Source organism: Streptomyces sp. AHU1, assembly GCF_045343905.1.
In the GTDB taxonomy this organism is placed as follows: Bacteria; Actinomycetota; Actinomycetes; order Streptomycetales; family Streptomycetaceae; genus Streptomyces; species Streptomyces triticiradicis.
Map to the genome: position 1 here is coordinate 3,657,336 of NZ_CP174283.1, position 17,614 is coordinate 3,674,949.

12 protein-coding genes and 1 other RNA gene are annotated in these 17,614 nt (G+C 72.9%); 4 read left to right on the forward strand and 9 right to left on the reverse strand.

Annotated elements, in window-relative coordinates:
• Entirely contained in the window at positions 1 to 2,256 is a 2,256-nt protein-coding gene (gene yicI, locus ACICHK_RS16455; RefSeq protein WP_406837502.1) for an alpha-xylosidase, read from the forward strand.
• Entirely contained in the window at positions 2,256 to 3,269 is a 1,014-nt protein-coding gene (locus tag ACICHK_RS16460; RefSeq protein ID WP_406837503.1) for a LacI family DNA-binding transcriptional regulator, read from the forward strand. Before yicI ends, ACICHK_RS16460 begins: the two co-directional genes overlap by 1 nt.
• A 101-nt stretch (positions 3,270 to 3,370) precedes the next feature.
• Here the strand turns inward: ACICHK_RS16460 and ssrA are convergent.
• From ssrA to ftsE, 5 genes are all read right to left on the reverse strand, one after another.
• Positions 3,371 to 3,759, reverse strand: a transfer-messenger RNA (tmRNA) gene (ssrA, locus tag ACICHK_RS16465).
• 167 nt (positions 3,760 to 3,926) lie between these two features.
• Positions 3,927 to 4,469 carry an SsrA-binding protein SmpB gene (gene smpB / locus ACICHK_RS16470; RefSeq protein WP_192582842.1) on the reverse strand — a complete coding sequence of 181 codons (543 nt, stop codon included), beginning with the start codon at positions 4,467 to 4,469 and terminating at the stop codon, positions 3,927 to 3,929.
• 81 nt (positions 4,470 to 4,550) lie between these two features.
• Positions 4,551 to 5,717, reverse strand: coding sequence for a S41 family peptidase (locus ACICHK_RS16475; RefSeq protein ID WP_406837504.1), 1,167 nt, complete (start codon positions 5,715 to 5,717; stop codon positions 4,551 to 4,553).
• Positions 5,718 to 5,784: 67 nt separating this feature from the next.
• A complete protein-coding gene (gene ftsX, locus ACICHK_RS16480) occupies positions 5,785 to 6,705 on the reverse strand; it encodes a permease-like cell division protein FtsX (protein WP_151474773.1) in 921 nt (306 codons plus the stop codon).
• Positions 6,706 to 6,738: 33 nt separating this feature from the next.
• On the reverse strand, positions 6,739 to 7,428 hold the full coding sequence (gene ftsE, locus ACICHK_RS16485; RefSeq protein WP_151474774.1) for a cell division ATP-binding protein FtsE: 690 nt from the start codon (positions 7,426 to 7,428) through the stop codon (positions 6,739 to 6,741).
• A 302-nt stretch (positions 7,429 to 7,730) separates the two neighbouring features.
• On the opposite strand from ftsE, the gene ACICHK_RS16490 reads away from it, so the two are divergent.
• Positions 7,731 to 7,922: a hypothetical protein gene (locus ACICHK_RS16490; RefSeq protein WP_151474775.1), complete on the forward strand. Its 192-nt coding sequence runs from the start codon at positions 7,731 to 7,733 to the stop codon at positions 7,920 to 7,922.
• 98 nt (positions 7,923 to 8,020) lie between these two features.
• Here ACICHK_RS16490 and ACICHK_RS16495 read toward each other — a convergent pair whose 3' ends face one another.
• From ACICHK_RS16495 to ACICHK_RS16510, 4 genes are all read right to left on the reverse strand, one after another.
• Positions 8,021 to 8,623, reverse strand: a complete 603-nt coding sequence (locus tag ACICHK_RS16495; RefSeq protein WP_406837505.1) for a hypothetical protein — start codon at positions 8,621 to 8,623, stop codon at positions 8,021 to 8,023.
• A gap of 337 nt (positions 8,624 to 8,960) precedes the next feature.
• Complete coding sequence (gene prfB / locus ACICHK_RS16500) at positions 8,961 to 10,067, reverse strand: peptide chain release factor 2 (protein WP_103549447.1); 1,107 nt, start codon at positions 10,065 to 10,067, stop codon at positions 8,961 to 8,963.
• A 78-nt stretch (positions 10,068 to 10,145) separates the two neighbouring features.
• Complete coding sequence (locus ACICHK_RS16505; protein WP_406837506.1) at positions 10,146 to 11,387, reverse strand: serine/threonine-protein kinase; 1,242 nt, start codon at positions 11,385 to 11,387, stop codon at positions 10,146 to 10,148.
• Between the two features lie 127 nt (positions 11,388 to 11,514).
• Positions 11,515 to 13,209 (reverse strand): serine/threonine-protein kinase, encoded by a 1,695-nt coding sequence (locus ACICHK_RS16510; RefSeq protein ID WP_406837507.1) that lies wholly within the window; start codon positions 13,207 to 13,209, stop codon positions 11,515 to 11,517.
• A gap of 492 nt (positions 13,210 to 13,701) precedes the next feature.
• Here ACICHK_RS16510 and ACICHK_RS16515 point away from each other — a divergent pair, with 492 nt between their 5' ends.
• The gene (locus ACICHK_RS16515; RefSeq protein ID WP_406837508.1) at positions 13,702 to 17,406 is read left to right on the forward strand and encodes an FHA domain-containing protein; all 3,705 of its coding nucleotides are present in this window, start codon (positions 13,702 to 13,704) and stop codon (positions 17,404 to 17,406) included.
• The last annotated feature ends 208 nt before the right edge of the window (positions 17,407 to 17,614 follow it).

The following is a 17,614-nucleotide window of genomic DNA, read 5'->3' on the forward strand; positions in this document are numbered from 1 at the left end:
GTGAAGTTCACGGACGGCTACTGGCTGCTGCGCGAGGGCGTCACCGCGGCCCACCCGGTCGAGGTCCTCGACGTGACCTCGGACTCCGGCGGCCTGGAGATCCACGCGCCGACGCAGCCCATACGGCACCGCGGCGACCTGCTGAAGGGACCGGTCGTGACGATCAGCGCCCACGCTCCCCTGCCCGACGTCATCGGCGTCACGTTCACCCACTTCCAGGGCGAGGAGCCGCGCGGGCCCCGGTTCGAGCTGCGCGCGGACGAGTTCACCGCGCACGCGGAGCACGACGAGGACCACGCGACCCTGACCTCGGGCACCCTGTCCGTCCGGGTCGCCCGCACCACTCCCTGGCACGTCGACTTTCTCGCGCACGGCCGCGTCCTCACCAGCAGCGGCCCCAAGGGCATGGGCATCATGCGGGACGCGGCCGGCGCCCACTATCTGCGCGAGCAGCTGGACCTCGGCGTCGGCACCCAGGTCTTCGGCCTCGGCGAACGGTTCGGGCCGCTCGTCAAGAACGGCCAGGTCGTGGACATGTGGAACGCGGACGGCGGCACCGCCACCGAACAGGCCTACAAGAACGTGCCGTTCTACCTGACGGACGCGGGCTACGGCGTCTTCGTCGACCATCCGGGCCGGGTCTCCTTCGAGGTCGGCTCGGAGGCGGTGTCCCGGGTCCAGTTCAGCGCCGAGACACAGGAGTTGACGTACTACGTCATCCACGGCCCGGCCCCCAAGGACATCCTGCGCAAGTACACCGCGCTCACCGGGCGTCCGGCCCTGCCGCCCGCGTGGTCCTTCGGCCTGTGGCTGTCGACGTCCTTCACCACCTCCTACGACGAGGACACCGTCACCTCCTTCATCGACGGCATGCGGGAGCGCGAACTCCCCCTGTCGGTCTTCCACTTCGACTGTTTCTGGATGCGCGAGTTCAACTGGTGCGACTTCCGGTGGGACCCCCGGGTGTTCCCCGACCCGGAGGGGATGCTGGCGCGGCTGAAGGACAAGGGGCTGCGGATCTGCGTCTGGATCAACCCGTACATCGCGCAGCGCTCGCCGCTGTTCGCCGAGGGGCGGGCCCTCGGGCACCTGCTGAGACGGCCCGACGGGAGCGTGTGGCAGTGGGACCTGTGGCAGCCGGGCATGGCCCTGGTCGACTTCACCAGCCCGGCGGCCCGGGACTGGTACGCCTCGAAGCTGGAGGCGCTGCTGGACCAGGGCGTCGACTGCTTCAAGACCGACTTCGGCGAGCGGGTCCCGGTGGACGTGGCCTACGCCGACGGCGCCGACCCGGAGCGGATGCACAACCACTACACGTACCTCTACAACCGGACCGTGTTCGACGTGCTGCGCAAACACCGCGGGGAGCACGAGGCCGTCGTCTTCGCCCGGTCGGCGACCGCGGGGAGCCAGCGCTTCCCGGTGCACTGGGGCGGCGACTGCGAGGCGACGTACGCGTCGATGGCCGAGTCGCTGCGCGGCGGGCTCAGCCTCGGCATGTCGGGGTTCGGGTTCTGGAGCCACGACATCGGCGGCTTCGAGGGGACGCCGACGCCCGCGCTGTTCAAACGGTGGATCGCCTTCGGTCTGCTGTCCTCGCACAGCCGGCTGCACGGCTCGTCCTCGTACCGCGTGCCCTGGCTGTTCGACGAGGAGGCCGTGGACGTCCTGCGGCTGTTCACCCGCCTCAAGATGGGACTCATGCCGTATCTGTACGAGGCCGCCCGCACCGCCCACGCGGAGGGGGTGCCGATGATGCGGGCGATGGTCCTGGAGTTCCCGGACGACCCGGGGTGCGCGCATCTGGAGCGGCAGTACATGCTCGGCCCCGATCTGCTGGTCGCGCCCGTCTTCAGCGACGAGGGGGACGTCTCGTACTACGTGCCCGAGGGCACCTGGACCCCCTACCTCGGCGGACCGCCGGTGACCGGACCGCGCTGGGTGCACGAGCGGCACGGCTTCGGCAGCGTGCCGCTGCTGGTGCGGCCGGGCGCGGTGGTCCCGGTCGGCGCGGTGGACGACCGCCCCGAGTACGACTACGCGGACGGGGTCACCCTGCGCGCGTACGGGCTGGAGCGGGGGGCCCGGGTGCCGGTGCGGGCCGGGCGGGTCGCCTTCACCGTCGTGCGCGAGGGGAACACCCTGCGTGCGTCCTGCGACGATCCGTCGGCGCCCTGGGGGCTGGCCGCGGGCGGACGCGAGGTACGGGCGCGGGCCGGGACGGGCTTCCTCTCCCTGGAACTGGAGTCGGAGTGATGGTCAAGATCACCGATGTGGCGCGGCACGCCGGGGTGTCCCCGAGCACCGTCTCCTACGCCCTCAGCGGCAAGCGGCCGATCTCCGCGGAGACCCGGCGGCGCGTCGAGGAGAGCATCCGCCAGCTGGGCTACCGTCCGCACGCGGGGGCCAGGGCGCTGGCCGGCAGACGGTCGAACGTCCTGGCGCTGGTCGTCCCGCTGCGGGCGGGCATCCACGTGCCGGTGGTGATGCAGTTCGCGGTGTCGGTGGTGACGGCGGCCCGGCTGCACGACCACGACGTCCTGCTGCTCACCCAGGAGGAGGGCGAGGAGGGGCTGCGCCGGGTCGCGGACACCGCGCTGGTGGACGCGCTGATCGTGATGGACGTCCAGCTCCACGATCCCCGGCTGCCGTTGCTGCGCGCCCTGGACCGGCCGTCGGTGCTCATCGGCTTCCCGGCCGCCCCGGACGGACTCACCTGCATCGACCTGGACTTCGAGGCGGCCGGTGAGCTGTGCGTGGAGCGGCTCGCGGGGCTCGGGCACCGGGTCGTCGCGCTGGTCGGCTCGCCGCCGGAGGTGTACGTGCGGGGCACGGCGTTCGCGCAGCGGGTGGTGCAGGGGTTCACGGCCGCCGCCGACCGGAACGGCCTGGTCTCGTCCGTCCACCCCTGTGAGGCCTCGCCCGCGGCCGCGCGCCGGATCGCCGAGCGACTCCTGCGCGAGCAGCCCGCGTTGACCGGGGTCGTCGTCCACAACGAGCCGCTCCTGGAACCGCTGATCGACGCCTTCGAGCAGCTCGGCCTGCGGGTCCCGGCCGATCTGTCCGTCACCGCGATCTGCCCGGACGAACTCGCCGAGGGTCTGCGCGTCCCGGTCACCTCGATCGCCGTCCCGGCCGCCGAAGTGGGCGGGCGGGCGGTCGACCTGCTGATGAGGAAGCTGAACGGCACGCCCTGCCCGGAGGCGACCCTGCTCACGCCCACGATGACGGAGCGTGCCAGTACGGCTCCCCGGGCGCTGAATTCCTGAGAGCTGAATTCCTGAGAGGGCAGGACGAAGGCCCCGCTGCCTGAGCCGCGGGGCCTTCGTCACGATATTCAATTGAACTGCACTTGTTCAAAACATGGGATGAGTGGAGATGGCGGGAATCGAACCCGCGTCCAACGGTGCAGAATCAGGGCTTCTCCGTGTGCAGTTCGCTGCGATTTTCTCAGCCCCGGCAATCACGCGAACAAGTCGCCGACGGGCTCAGTCACTGTTTGATTTCCCAGCGAACCCCGTGACCGGGCTCGATGGTTTAGTTCCCTAGATTATGCCAGGGTCCGGGTCGGGAACACCCCCGGGCTGACACCCATTAAGGGTCCTTCACTCACTGCTTATCAGGCAGCGAGGGCGAAGGACTGGGAATCGCTCTTGGAATTGGCGATTATTTTTTGCGACATATGGTTTACGAGATCATTGCCGCTTCCTCGACACGCTTCCCCTGGCTCAACAGCCGCTGTCGAAACCGATCATCCCCATGTTGATTTTTCAAAGCTCGGCCCCTCCGGGGAGGAACCCGCACCCGCTGTGAGGTGCGATGCCATCGTACGTGACCAACGCACGACGGTGCCAGCCTATTCCGGCGGACCCGCCCGCCGTGCCGTCCGGCCCTCCGGAACGTCGTCCGCCGGGCCGTCCGGCACCCTACTCGCCGCGCTGCCTGCGCTTGGCCGCCGCGATGGCACGGTCCGACTCGCGCCGGTCCTGCTTCTCGCGCAGGGTCTGCCGCTTGTCCCACTCCTTCTTGCCCCGGGCGAGCGCGATCTCCGCCTTGGCCCGGCCGTCCTTGAAGTACAGGGCGAGCGGCACGATCGTGTGGCCCGTCTCCTCGGACTTCACGGACAGCTTGTCGATCTCCTCGCGGTGCAGCAGCAGCTTGCGCTTGCGGCGCGCGGAGTGGTTGGTCCAGCTGCCCTGGCTGTACTCCGGGATGTGGGCGTTGTGCAGCCACGCCTCGCCCCCGTCGATCTGGACGAACCCGTCGGCCAGCGAGGTCCGGCCCTGGCGCAGCGACTTGACCTCGGTGCCGGTCAGGACGAGCCCGGCCTCGTAGGTGTCGATGATCGCGTAGTCGTGGCGGGCCTTCTTGTTCTGCGCGACGATCTTGCGCTTGCCGCCCTTCTCGCCGTCCTTGGACTTGGCGGCAGCCCCACCCTGCTTGGGCTGGGACTCCTTCGGTACGTACATTCCCTTGCTCATAGTGCTGGCCATTTTCGCACTACGGAGGGGCTCGGGGGAAAGCCGATTACCGGGCCCGCGGTCCGCGGGTCAGGAAAGGTCCCCGAGACCGCTCAGCACGGTCTCGGCCCGCTTCAGCGGCTCCTTGTCCGCCTCCAGGTCGGGGGTGATGCCCCGGCCGTCGACGGAGCGGCCCGCGGGGGTGCGGTAGTGCCCGACGGTCAGCTCGGCGACGGAGCCGTCGGGCAGCCGGCTCGGCATCTGGACCGAGCCCTTGCCGAAGGTCCTGGACCCCACGACGACCGCGCGCCCGCGGTCCTGGAGGGCCCCGGTGAGCAGCTCGGCCGCGCTCATCGTGCCGCCGTCGACGAGCGCGACCAGGGGTCTGGCGGTGTCGCCGCCCGCGTTCGCGTGCAGGGCGCGCTGGGTGCCGTTCACGTCGTACGTGGCCACCAGGCCGCCGTCGAGGAAGACGGAGGCGGTGGTGACGGCCTCGGCGACCAGGCCGCCGGAGTTGCCGCGCAGGTCGAGGACGATCCCGGCCCGGTCCGACGCCCGGCCGACGGCGGTCCGCACGGTGTCGCCCACGCCCTTGGTGAAGGCGCCGACCTTGATCAGGGTGACCCCGCCGGACAGCCTGCTGACGGTCACGGAGTCCGTGGAGAGCCTGGCGCGGCGCAGGGTCCGGCTCCATGACCTCGGGCCGCGCTCCAGGCCGAGGGAGACCTTCGTGCCGGCGGTCGCGGCGTCCGCGTCGCCGCGCAGTAACGAGACCACCTCGGTGACCGGCCGGCCGTCCACCTTCGCGCCGTCGATGGTGCGCAGCAGGTCGCCCTTGCGGATGCCCGCGGCGGCCGCGGGCGAGCCGGTGCTGACGCGGGTGACCTCGATCCGTCCGTCGCGCTCACGGCGGGCCCACAGGCCGACACCCGTGTACTGGCCGTCGAGGGCTTCCTCGAACTCCTCGTACTCGCCCCGGGAGTAGACGGCGCCCCAGCGGTCCCCGCTGCGGCTGACGGCCCTCTCGGCGGCCTCCATGGGGGACTTGCCGTCGGCCATCGCCTCGGCGGCGGCCCGGGTGACCTCGTCGTGATGGCGTGCCGCGGCCGAACCGGGCGCCTCGGCCGCGGCCTTCCGGGCGGGGTCGGAGAACGATCCGGTCGCCGCGCCGGCGACGAGGACACTCGCGAACACCAATGTCAGGGCCGCCCCGCGGCGGATGCGGCGGGGCTCGCAGAACAGGTCACGGCCTGACATGCCGGTGAGTCTAGGACAACGCGAAGGGCCGCACCGCCGGTTGACGGTACGGCCCTCTTGGGATGCGTCACACCTTCAGATACTTGCGCAACGCGAAGAAAGCGGCCAGCGCGGGCATCAGCAGGCTCGTCGCGAGGATGAGCGGGAGCTTGGTCAACACGGCGTCCCAGCCGATGAAGTTGATCAGGTTGAGCTTCTCGGACAGCGCCAGACCGTGGTCGATGATGAAGTACCGGGCGATCACCAGGAATCCGCAGGCGACACCGCCGCCGATCAGTCCGGCCACCGCGGCCTCGGCGATGAACGGCGCCTGGATGTAGAAACCGGAGGCGCCGACGAGCCGCATGATGCCCGTCTCGCGCCGACGGCTGAACGCCGAGACGCGCACGGTGTTGACGATCAGCATCAGCGCGACGACGAGCATCATCGCCATCACCGCGCGCGCGGCCCAGTTCATGCCGTTCAGGAGCCCGAAGAGGTTGTCCAGGATGCCCTTCTGGTCCTGGACGGACTGCACGCCGTCGCGTCCGTCGAAGGCGGTCGCGATGACCTGGTACTTCTCCGGGTCCTTCAGCTTGATCCGGTACGACTCCTGCATCTGGTCCGGCGTGAGGGAGCTGGCCAGCGGGGAGTCGCCGAACTGCTCCTTGTAGTGCTTGTACGCCTGGTCCGAGGACTCGTAGGTGACCTTCTCGACGACCGAGGACATCTTGTCCAGGTCGGCGACGATCTGCTTCTTCTGGTCGCTGGTCACCGCACCCCTGGCGCAGTGCGGGTCGGACTCGGCGTCGCTCTTGTTGCAGAGGAAGATCGAGACGTTGACCTTGTCGTACCAGTAGCCCTTCATGGTGTTCACCTGGTCGCTCATCAGGAGCGAGCCGCCGAACAGGGCGAGCGAGAGGGCGACCGAGACGACGACCGCGAAGGTCATGGTCAGGTTGCGGCGGAGACCGACACCGATCTCCGACAGAACGAACTGCGCGCGCATGGCGTCTTCCTCAGACCTTTCCGTGGTCGATGATCAGTGCTGGTAGCCGTAGACGCCGCGCGCCTGGTCGCGGACGAGACGGCCCTTCTCCAGCTCGATGACGCGCTTGCGCATCTGGTCCACGATGTTCTGGTCGTGCGTCGCCATCAGGACCGTGGTGCCCGTCCGGTTGATCCGGTCGAGCAGTTTCATGATGCCCACGGAGGTCTGCGGGTCGAGGTTTCCGGTCGGCTCGTCGGCGATGAGGAGCTTGGGCCGGTTCACGAAGGCTCTCGCGATGGCCACGCGCTGCTGCTCACCACCGGAGAGCTCGCCGGGCCTCCGGTCCTCCTTGCCGCCCAGGCCGACGAGGTCGAGCACCTGGGGCACGGACTTGCGGATCTCGCCGCGGGACTTGCCGATGACCTCCTGGGCGAAGGCCACGTTCTCGGCCACCGTCTTGTTGGGCAGGAGGCGGAAGTCCTGGAACACGGTCCCCAGCTGGCGGCGCATCTGCGGCACCTTCCAGTTGGAGAGGCGCGCGAGGTCCTTGCCCAGGACGTGCACCTGGCCCGTGCTGGTCCGCTCCTCGCGGAGGATCAGCCGCAGGAAGGTGGACTTTCCGGAGCCGGAGGACCCCACGAGGAACACGAATTCTCCGCGCTCGACCTCCAGGGAGACATCCCTGAGGGCGGGGTGGGTCTGCTTGGGGTAGACCTTGGAGACATTGTCGAATCGGATCACGGGTGCACCACGGGTCGCCGGGGGTAGGTGTGCGTGACCATACGCGAACCGGGTGCGCGAGCGCAGTCGGCGTACACGGTTCCGCGCGGCTTGCACGATTTGTCATGAATCCGAGACGCGATTCACACCCGGCCCGAAGGGGTCGGCGGTACTCCGGACGGGGCAGGACGAGGGGGGCCGCGCCGAAATCCGCGGAACCTGGCACAGTGGTAGGGGAACGGTTGCGTTCGCCGCAGCGTTATGAGAGCGATGTGTACGCGAGAGCGCTGCGTACGCGGAGATGTCGCAAGGAGGGCCGGCGCATGACGTACGACCGACTGGTATGCGCTAACTGCGCGGCACCCGTCAGCGAGGGCCGTTGCCCCGTCTGCCGCGCGAACCGGGAGCGGCTCCAGCAGGAGAGCCCCTTCGCGGGACTCAACCCCATGGCACTGGTCGCCCTCCTCGCGGTGCTGATCGCGGCGCTGGCGCTGGTGGCCCACCAGACGGTGTGAGAGCCGCCGGGACGGTCGGGCGCGACCGCCGCCGCCGCCCATGACACGGAAAGGGCCCGGAGCGAGCTGCTCCGGGCCCTTCGTCACGGGTGGGCGCGTCAGGCGGCGGCACCGCCGCGGCCGCCCGCGAGGCGCGGCAGCAGACGGAAGCCGACACCGCCGGCGACCATCGTGGCGGCACCGATGATGAGGAACGTGGTCCGACCGGCACCGGTCTCGGCCAGCGCGCCGTCCTTGCCCTGGGTCCGGGTGTCCGAACCGGTGTCGGTGAGGGCCGAGGAGCCCTCTTCCTGGACGCTGGACCCGCCGTCGGGGTCGGCGTCGTTGCCGCCCGTGCCGTTCTCCGCGGGGGCGGAGCTGCTGCCCGTGGCGGGCTCGTCGGTCGGGTCCGGGTCCTCGGTCGGGTCGGTCGGGTCGGTCGGCTCGGTCGGGTCCGGGTCCTCGGTGGGCTCGGTCACGGTCGGGGCCGGCTCGGTGGGCTCGGTCTCCGTGGGGGCCGGCTCGGTGGGCTCGGTCACGGTCGGGGCCGGCTCGGTGGGCTCGGCGCTGGTGGTGGGAATGCCCGTCGTGGTCGGCGTCGGGGTCGGGTCGTCGGGGCCGCCGGTCGCCGAGGCGACACCCGCCGCGGTCAGTGAGGCCCCGGCCGCGATCAACGCGCCGGCGGCTATTCGTGCCGCGAGGATCCGCGTCTTCCTGGTCATCTGCCTGCTACCCCCAGTAGCTGATCGTCGATGGAGCAGCGCCCGGGGCCACGGCGTCACAGGAGGCTTCGCTCGACCCCCCGGTTCACATGCACCCCGGAGATGCGCATGCCGAACGTCACCCTTCCCAGTTTCTGAAGCAGCGTCAAGGTCGTTGCGTACGCGATGTCCGGAACACCATCGTTTGCCCGGCCTGGGGACATGTGACTGTGACGGAAAACCCATACAGCCCATACAAACGAAGGCAACTGCCACCCGATGGGCGGCAGTTGCCTTGTCGACAAACGGATTTCAGCGGGGGCGGAGCGTGTCCGCCCGTACCGCTCGTGCCGTGTGTTTACTTCTCCTGCTGCTTGCGCCAGCGAATTCCGGCCTCCAGGAAGCCGTCGATCTCGCCGCCGAACACGGCCTCGGGGTTGCCGACCTCGAACTCGGTGCGCAGGTCCTTGACCATCTGGTAGGGGTGCAGGACGTACGAACGCATCTGGTTTCCCCAGGAGTTGCCGCCGTCGCCCTTGAGGGCGTCCATCGCGGCCTGCTCCTCCTGCCGGCGCCGCTCCAGGAGCTTGGCCTGCAGGACGTTCATGGCCGAGGCCTTGTTCTGGATCTGCGAGCGCTCGTTCTGGCAGGAGACGACGATGCCGGTGGGGAGGTGGGTCAGGCGCACCGCGGAGTCCGTGGTGTTGACGCCCTGGCCGCCGGGACCGGACGAGCGGTACACGTCGATCCGCAGCTCGGACTCGTCGATCTCGATGTGGTCGGTCTGCTCGACGACCGGCAGGATCTCGACACCGGCGAAGGAGGTCTGGCGGCGCCCCTGGTTGTCGAACGGCGAGATGCGCACCAGCCGGTGCGTGCCCTGCTCCACGGAGAGCGTGCCGTACGCGTACGGCGAGTGCACGGCGAAGGTGGTGGACTTGATGCCCGCCTCCTCCGCGTACGAGGTCTCGTAGAGCTCGGTCTTGTAGCCGTGGCGCTCGGCCCAGCGCAGGTACATGCGCTGGAGCTTCTCGGCGAAGTCGGAGGCGTCGACGCCGCCGGCCTCGGCACGGATGGTGACGACGGCCTCACGGGAGTCGTACTCGCCGGACAGGAGGGTACGGACCTCCATCTCGTCCAGCGCCTTCCTGACGGCCGCGAGCTCGTTCTCGGCCTCGGCGCGGGTGTCCGGGTCGTCCTCCTCCTCGGCCATCTCGAAGAGCACGCCCAGATCGTCGATGCGCCCGCGGAGCGCCTCGGCCTTCCTGACCTCCGCCTGGAGGTGGCTCAGCTTGCTGGTGATCTTCTGCGCCTCGTCCGGGTCGTCCCACAGGGACGGCGCGGCCGCCTGCTCCTCGAGCACGGCGACATCTGCCCTCAGCTTGTCGAGGTCCAGGACGGCCTCGATCGACTCCATGGTCGAGGAGAGGGACTTGAGCTCTTCGGATACATCGACGACTGCCACGCCTCCAGCGTAACGGTTGCGGCAACCGGGGCTCGCCCCTCGCCCCCGAGGGGGCCGCCCCCGCCCGCGCCCGGCAGGTCAGGGGGAGGCCGGGGCCGAGTCCTTCGTGTCCTGGGGGGCCGCGTCGCCGTCGCCCGAGGTGGCGAGCCAGGTGCCGACGCCCACCGCGGCGACCAGGGCGACGGCCGCCGCCCCCAGGGCGACGCGCCGCCGCCGGGCGGAGGCGCGGTGCCGGGCGGAGCCGGGGCGGGGCGCGCCCGCGGCGCGGGGCACGCGGGCCGTTCCCCGGGCCCCGCCGGCCAGCTCGTCGGGGGCCGGTACCCGCATCGAGGTGTGCGTGTCCCGGTTCGAGTCGGGCGCGGCCCCCGGCACGAGGGGCACGGCCCCGCGCCGCTCGCGCGCCGCGGCGGGCGCGGACGGCTCCGCGCTCTCCTCGCGCTCCTCGTCCCCGTCCGCGGCCTCCGCGTCCGGCGAGTCCACGTCCAGCGGCGGCATCCCGGCCAGCAGGGGCAGCTGCTCCCGCAGCCGTGCCCCCAGCTCGGAGGCCCGCAGCCGGGACGCGGGCGCCTTGGCCAGGCACTGCACGATCAGCTGCCACAGCTCGTCCGGGATGCCCGGGAGCGGGGCCACGGTCTCGGTGACGTGGCGGCGCAGCACCGCGCCGGGGTGTCCGCCCCCGAAGGGCGTGAACCCGGCGAGCAGCTCGTAGAGCACGGTCGCCAGCGCGTAGATGTCGACGGCGGCACGCGGCGGCAGGCCTTCGACGATCTCGGGCGCCAGGTAGTCCGGCGTGCCGATGATCTTCGTGACCCGGGTCCGGCGCGGCGAGTCGATGAGCTTGGCCACGCCGAAGTCGGTCAGGAGGGCCGGGTGGGAGCCGCCGGGGCCGAGCGGGCCCTGCATGTCGAGCAGGACGTTCTCGGGCTTCACGTCGCGGTGGACGACCCCGGCGGCGTGCGCGGCGGCGAGTCCGTCCGCCACATCGGCGACGATCGCGACCGCGGCCTCCGGGGCGAGCCGCCGCTCCCGGTCGAGCCGGGTGCGCAGGTCGGTGCCCCGGACGAGGTCCATGACGAGGGCGAGGTCGTTGCCGTCCACCACCAGGTCGCGCACCGCCACCACATGGGGGTGGTCGAGGCCGAGCAGCGCGGTGCGCTCCTGCACGAAGCGCCCCACCAGCTCCTGGTCGGACGCGAGGTCCTCGCGCAGCAGCTTGATGGCGACGGGCCCCTCGGGCCCCTCGCCCAGCCACACCGTGCCGGCGCTCCCCCGCCCCAGGATCTGGTGCGCGGTGTACCTGCTGCCGATCTTGCGTGCCAAGACTGCTCCTACAGACGCGTGTTGCCGCTTAAAGTACGCGCCTGCGGAGCCAACCTTCACGCCCGGGACCGAAATCACCCGTCGGATGTCGACAAATCCCCAGAGCCGGCTGCCCGGGGGCCGGGGGTCAGTTGCCCGAGGTGCCCGAGGGGTCCTTCGAGCCGAGATCCCCGATCCAGCCGCTGACCTGGTGGTACCAGTGGGTGATCTGGCCCCAGAAGCTCCTGGTCGAGCCGATCCAGTCCTGGAGGGGACTGAACTCCCAGATCAGCCAGCCGGCCACGAAGAGGATGACGATCGTGAACAGGCACCCCTTGAGGCAGCCGAGACCCGGGATCTTCATCGGGTTGGCGCTACCCTGCCGGGGCTCGCGCGGCTGACGGGGCGCGGGCTGCTGGGGCCGCTGCGGCTCGGGCGCGTACCGCTGCGGCTGGGGCTGCTGCTGGGGCGCGGGGGCGTAGCGCTGCTGCTGGGGCCCCGGCGCGTACTGCTGCTGTTGCTGCTGCTGCGGATAGCCGTAGCCGGGCGGCGGCTGCTGGCCCCGCTGCTGACCCCTCTGCGGGCGCTGCGGCTGCTGCGGCTGGGGCTGCTGCTGCGGGTGGGCGACCTGGCGCTGCGGGCGGCGGCGCAGCGGGTCCTCGTTCGGGTCGAGGTACTGGACCTGCGTCTGTTCGTTGCGGTCGCGGGCCGCGCGCATCTGGCTCTGCCAGGGGTGCGGGTCCTCGCCCTGGCCGGGCGCTCCGCCCGGCTGGTTCTGCGGCACCGGCGGCAGCACGGCGGTCGGGTCGGCCGCCCCGGCGGTGTGCGGCAGCACGCTGGTCGCGCCGTACGGGTCGTAGGAGCCCGCGCCCTGCGGGAGCACCTGGGTGGCGTCGGCCGAGCCGGGGGGCAGGTCCGGGACCTGTGCCGGGGCCATGTCGGGCCCGAGCAGGGCGCCCACGCCCTCGGCGGCGGCGATCTGCGCGGGTGACGCGTGCACCCCGATGCCCGCGGCGACGGCACGCAGTGCGCGCGCGAGGTTCTCGGCGCTGGGCCGTTCGTCCGGGTTCTTGCGCAGGCAGCGCTCCATGACGGTCCACAGCGGGTCCGGGACGGTCGAGGGGCGGCGCGGTTCGGCGCTCAGGTGCTGGTGCAGCACTTCGAGGGCGGACTCGCCCCCGAACGGCGGGCGCCCGGTGACCAGCTCGTACATCAGGATGCCGGCGCCGTAGATGTCGACGGCCGACGTCTGCGGGCGTCCCTCGGCGGACTCCGGGGCGACGTACGCGGGCGTGCCGACGAATTCGTGGGTCCGGGTGAGGCCGGGGGAATCGGCGAGCCGCGCGATGCCGAAGTCGGTCAGCATCGGGTGCATCTGGCCGGCGTGCTGCTTGAGCAGGACGTTCGCGGGCTTCAGGTCGCGGTGCACGACGCCGTCGGCGTGGCTGGCGGCGAGCGCGTCGGCGATCTGGGCGGTGAGCAGGGCGGCCGCGACGGGCGAGAACGGTCCGTTCTCGCGCAGGTAGCGGTGCAGGTCGGGGCCGTCGATCAGGTCCATGACGAGGGCGAGGAGCTCGCCCTCGACGACGAGGTCGCGCACCCGCACGATGTTCGGGTGGGTCAGGCGCAGCAGCACCGACCGCTCGCGGAGGAAGCGCATCACGATGTCGGCGTCGCCGGCGAGCTCTTCCTTCAGGACCTTGATCGCCACGGTCTCGCCGGGCTGTCCCGCGACGGCCGCCTCGGCGCCCGCGGTCTCCCGCTGGCGGGCTCGCCAGACCGTGCCTGTGGCGCCGCGCCCCAGCGGCTCCTCAAGGAGGTACTTGCTCCCTACCGGCCGCACGTCATGCGCTCCCTGTTGCTTGCTTGCCTGGTCCGTCCACCGTGATCACCGTGGTACAGGAGTTTTCCGACCCACTGTAGTGCCGCCCCGCCCGGCACAGGGCTGTCCTCCTGGTGTGCTTTCCCATAGATCCCGTGCGTACCGGTGGTCCGCATGAGCGCATACGTAGCCGCTCCTGTCCATGTTCGACGGAAAGCCGTCCGCGTGCGCTCGACGGATAGACGCTCACTTCGGTCACTTGGTTGCCGGGACCGGACGTGACCGATCTCAAGCCGACATCGGACGGGCACTGGTCAGGAACTTTTACGGGCAGAGCCGACCAATCAAGATCACTTACGGCTGGGGAGCGGGCGCGTTGTCGGCGGCAGGTGCGAGGATGCCTCCAGTTACTGGCCGACGTGCCCGTGTGCGGTGGGGGGATCTGCGGTGGGGGACCGCAGCGCAGCCTCGTCCCCGTCGCGGACACCCGCGCGGAAGGGACCCCTGACGGCGATGCAGATCCGGCTGACCGTCGTAGACCCGCTGGGCCCGCCCCCGGAGGCGCGGGGGCGGGCCACGGCCTGCGATGTGCTGGTCACCGCGCCCGCCGGGACGGCGCTGGCCGCGGTCGCGTCGGGGCTGGCCGCGGCGGTCGGGGGAAGCGGGGGCACCTCCCAGGGCGAGCGGGGCCGTGAGTCCGGCGGGGGCCAGACCGTGCTCTACGCGGGCGCGGAGCGGCTCGACGCCCAGCGCTGCACCCTCGGCGAACCGCCGCTGACCGACGGCGCCGTGCTCTGTCTGGGCGCGCCCGCCGAGCCCGGTCCCGACCTGGACGACGTCTCGGCCCAGCTCCACGTGGTCGCGGGACCCGACGCCGGCGGCGTGCACCTGCTGCACGGCGGCCAGATCCGCATCGGCCGCTCCGCGGACGCCGACGTGCCCCTGGACGACCCCGACGTGTCCCGCCTGCACTGCGCGGTCACCGTCACCCCCGATGGCCGCGTCTCGGTCGCCGACATCGGGTCCACGAACGGCACGACGCTCGACGGCTCCCGCGTCGGCAGCCGCCCCGTCCCCTTCGGCGCGGGCGCGCTGCTGCGCGTCGGCGAGTCCGCCCTGCGGCTCACCCTCCCGGGAGGTCCGGGCGCCGTGGAGACGGCTCCGGACGGCGAGGGCCACGTGCGGGTGCGGGCCGGGTCGGCCGGGGACGCTCCCTCCCGGGCCGGCGGACACGGCGGTCCGGCCGCGGGAACCGGCGCCCGGCAGGGCACGGTCCCCGCCGCCCGGGGCGGCTCCCCGGCGGCGGGCTCGCCGGGCGGCTCCGCCACCGGGCCGGACGCGGCCTCCCCCGCACCGCCCGCGCCCCCGCGCGGTGCCGTGCCCCACGCGCGCGGACGGAGCGCCACCCTCGCGCAGGGCGGGGCCCCGCCGCCCGCGGGCGAGACGCACCACGCCTACGGGACCGCGGAGTGGGGGACCTCCGCCGACGGCGTCCCCGGTGCGCTGGAACACGGCCGGGCTGTGCCCCCCGCCGTTCCGGAGCAGGGCGGGGCGCCCCGGATCGAGAACGGACCGCGGGGCTCGGCGGCGGAGAACCCCGGCCCCGGCGGCCGGGACGGGACGGGAGCCACGGGCACGGAGATCTCCGGTCCCGGCGTCGCCGACGCGTCCGGCGCCCTCGGAGCGGACGTCCCGGGCGCGCGCAAGGGCACGCCGGCGCGGGGCACGGACGTCCCGCCGGAGGCACGCAGGCGGGGCGGCATCGGCGCGTGGGCCCGGCGTCTGGCCGGCGGCCGCGGAGGAGCGGAGCGGACCGCGCGGGAGGAGTACGAGGACGGGGCGCTCGCGACGGAGGAGATACTCCCCGCCGTGCGGCGCTCGCCCGAGAGCTGGCCCGACCCGGCCACCCTGCTGCTCACCGCGCTGGGACCCGGTCCCCGGCTGTGGGAGCGGGGCCCCGGACACCCGGAGTCGCTGACGGTACGGCTGGGCACGGCCGACCGGACGGCGCCGGACGGCTCGGGCCTGCTGCCCGCGGTGCCGGTGACCGCCGGGCTGCGGGAGGCCGGCTCGCTGGGCCTGGCCGGCCCGCGGGCGCGCCTGTCGGGGCTGGCCCGCTCGGTCGTCGCGCAGCTCGCCGCGCTGCACTCCCCCGACACCCTGGAGATCGTCCTCATCAGCACCGACCGGGCCCGCCCGGTGGAGGAGCGCACCGCCGAGTGGTCCTGGCTCGGCTGGCTCCCCCATCTGCGTCCCGCCCATGGCCAGGACTGCCGTCTGCTCCTCGCGTACGACCGCGAACAGGCGACGGCGCGCACGGACGAGCTCCTGCGCCGCCTGGAGGACCACCTGACGGAGGCGGAGGGCGCGCCGCGCGCCCGTGGCCCGCTGCCGGCGGGCGCCGGTGCCACGGTCCCGGCCGCCCGGTCCGGGAGGCACGACGACGCCGGGCGCGGCGAACGCCCCGCCCCGTCCGGCGAGGGCGGCTCGCGGGGCACGGCACGAAGGCCGTCCTGGGCGCGGGCCGACGACACGGACGACGGTCACGACGGTCCGTCCACGGTGGTGATCGTGGACGGGGACCCCGGGGGCTCCGACGTGCGGGAGGCCGTGGCCCGCCTCGCGCGGGAGGGCTCCCGGGCCGGGATCCATCTGGTGTGCCTCGCCGAGACCGCGGCCGCCTCCCCCGCGTCACCGGTGACGGAGACCTACGAGGCGGCGTGCGCGGCGTCACCGGCGTTCCGCGAGTGCGGGGCGGTGGCGCTGCTGAGCGGTGACGTGGCCACGGCGCTGCGGCTGATGCGGGTGGCGCCGGGCGGCGACGGCGGGCGCGGTTCCGCGGGGGCGCCGCGGGCCGGTTCCTCCTCCGCCGGGTCCCGGCACGAGGGGAGCGGCCGCACCGGCGTTCCGCACCCCGCGGCCGGACAGCTTCCCCGGGGGCCCGTGGGGCACGGCACGGTCGCCGCCGTGGACGCCGTGTCCCTCGCCTGGGCCGAGCGCTTCGCCCGGTCCCTCGCGCCGCTGCGGACGGACTCCGCGCTCGGGGACCGGCACACGCGCGTGTCGGCACCCCTGCCCCAGACGGCGCGTCTGCTCGACGAGCTGGGACTGGCGCGGGCCACCCCCGCCTCCCTGATGGCGCGCTGGGCGGACGCCGCGGACGACAGCGAGGCGTTCGGCGGACGGACGCGGGCGGTGCTCGGCGCGGGCCCGCGCGGACCCGTCGCCGTCGACCTGTCCGTCGAGGGCCCGCACCTGCTGATCGAGGGCCCGCCGGGCAGCGGCCGTACGGAACTGCTGCGCTCGGTGGCCGCGTCGCTCGCCGCCGCCGAGCGGCCCGACCGGCTCGGGATCGTCCTGATGGACGGACGCGACGCGACGGCGGGCCAGAACGCGGCGGGCGGCGGGGAAGGACTCCAGGTCTGCACCGACCTGCCGCACGTCACCACGCACCTCACGGCCAACGACCCCGTCCGGATGCGGGAGTTCGCGCAGTCGCTGAGCGCCGAACTGAAGCGGCGCTCCGAGCTGCTGGGCCGTCTCGGCTTCGCGGAGTGGCACGCCGGGCGGACGGTCCCCGGCCGGATCGTGGCCCAGCGCACGGGCGGGACCTCGTCCCTGGGCGCCTCGGACCTCGACACACCGCCCAGTTCGACGCTGCGGCTGCGCCCCGCCGCGGCACGGCAGCGGACCGAGCCGGGGCCGCCGTTGGCCCGCCTGGTCGTGGTGGTCGACGATCTGGACGCCCTGCTGGCACCGCCGCTGGGGTCACCGGGCCGCCCGGCGGCCGGTTCGGTCGTACGGGCGCTGGAGGCCGTCGTCCGGGAAGGGGACCGGCTCGGGGTGCACCTCGTGGCGGCGACCGGCGCCGACGGGCGCCCGGCCGCGTCGGAACTGACGCGTTCCGCCGCGTTGCGCGTCACCCTCGACGCCCCCTCGCCCGGACCCGAGGAGCCCGCCCCCGGGCGGGGCCGGCTGCTGCGTCCGGACGACCGGGAGACCCCGTTCCAGGGCGGGCGGGTCACGGGCCGCATTCCCCGGACGGCGACGCTGCGCCCCACGGTCGTTCCCCTGGAGTGGCACCGCATGGGCGACCCGCCGGCCCGCCGGCCGGTCCGCGAGCTGGGCAACGGACCCACGGACCTGGCCCTGCTCGCCAGCGCCCTGGAGCGGGCCGCGCGTTCCGTCTCCGCGGCCGAGATGCCCTCGCTGCTGTAGCCCGTACGTCATGGTGCCGGCGCCGTTCCCGTCCCTCCGCGGCGGAGCGGCGCCGGCACGCGTGCGTCACCGCGCGGGTCCCGGTGCCGTGCGCCCGAACAGGCCCCCGGTGAAGCCCCGTCGGCGGACCCGGCCCGCTCCGGGATTCCTGACCCGACGTCACGACCCAATCACGATCGCGCACTTGACAGCCCCGGCGGTCTTGCAG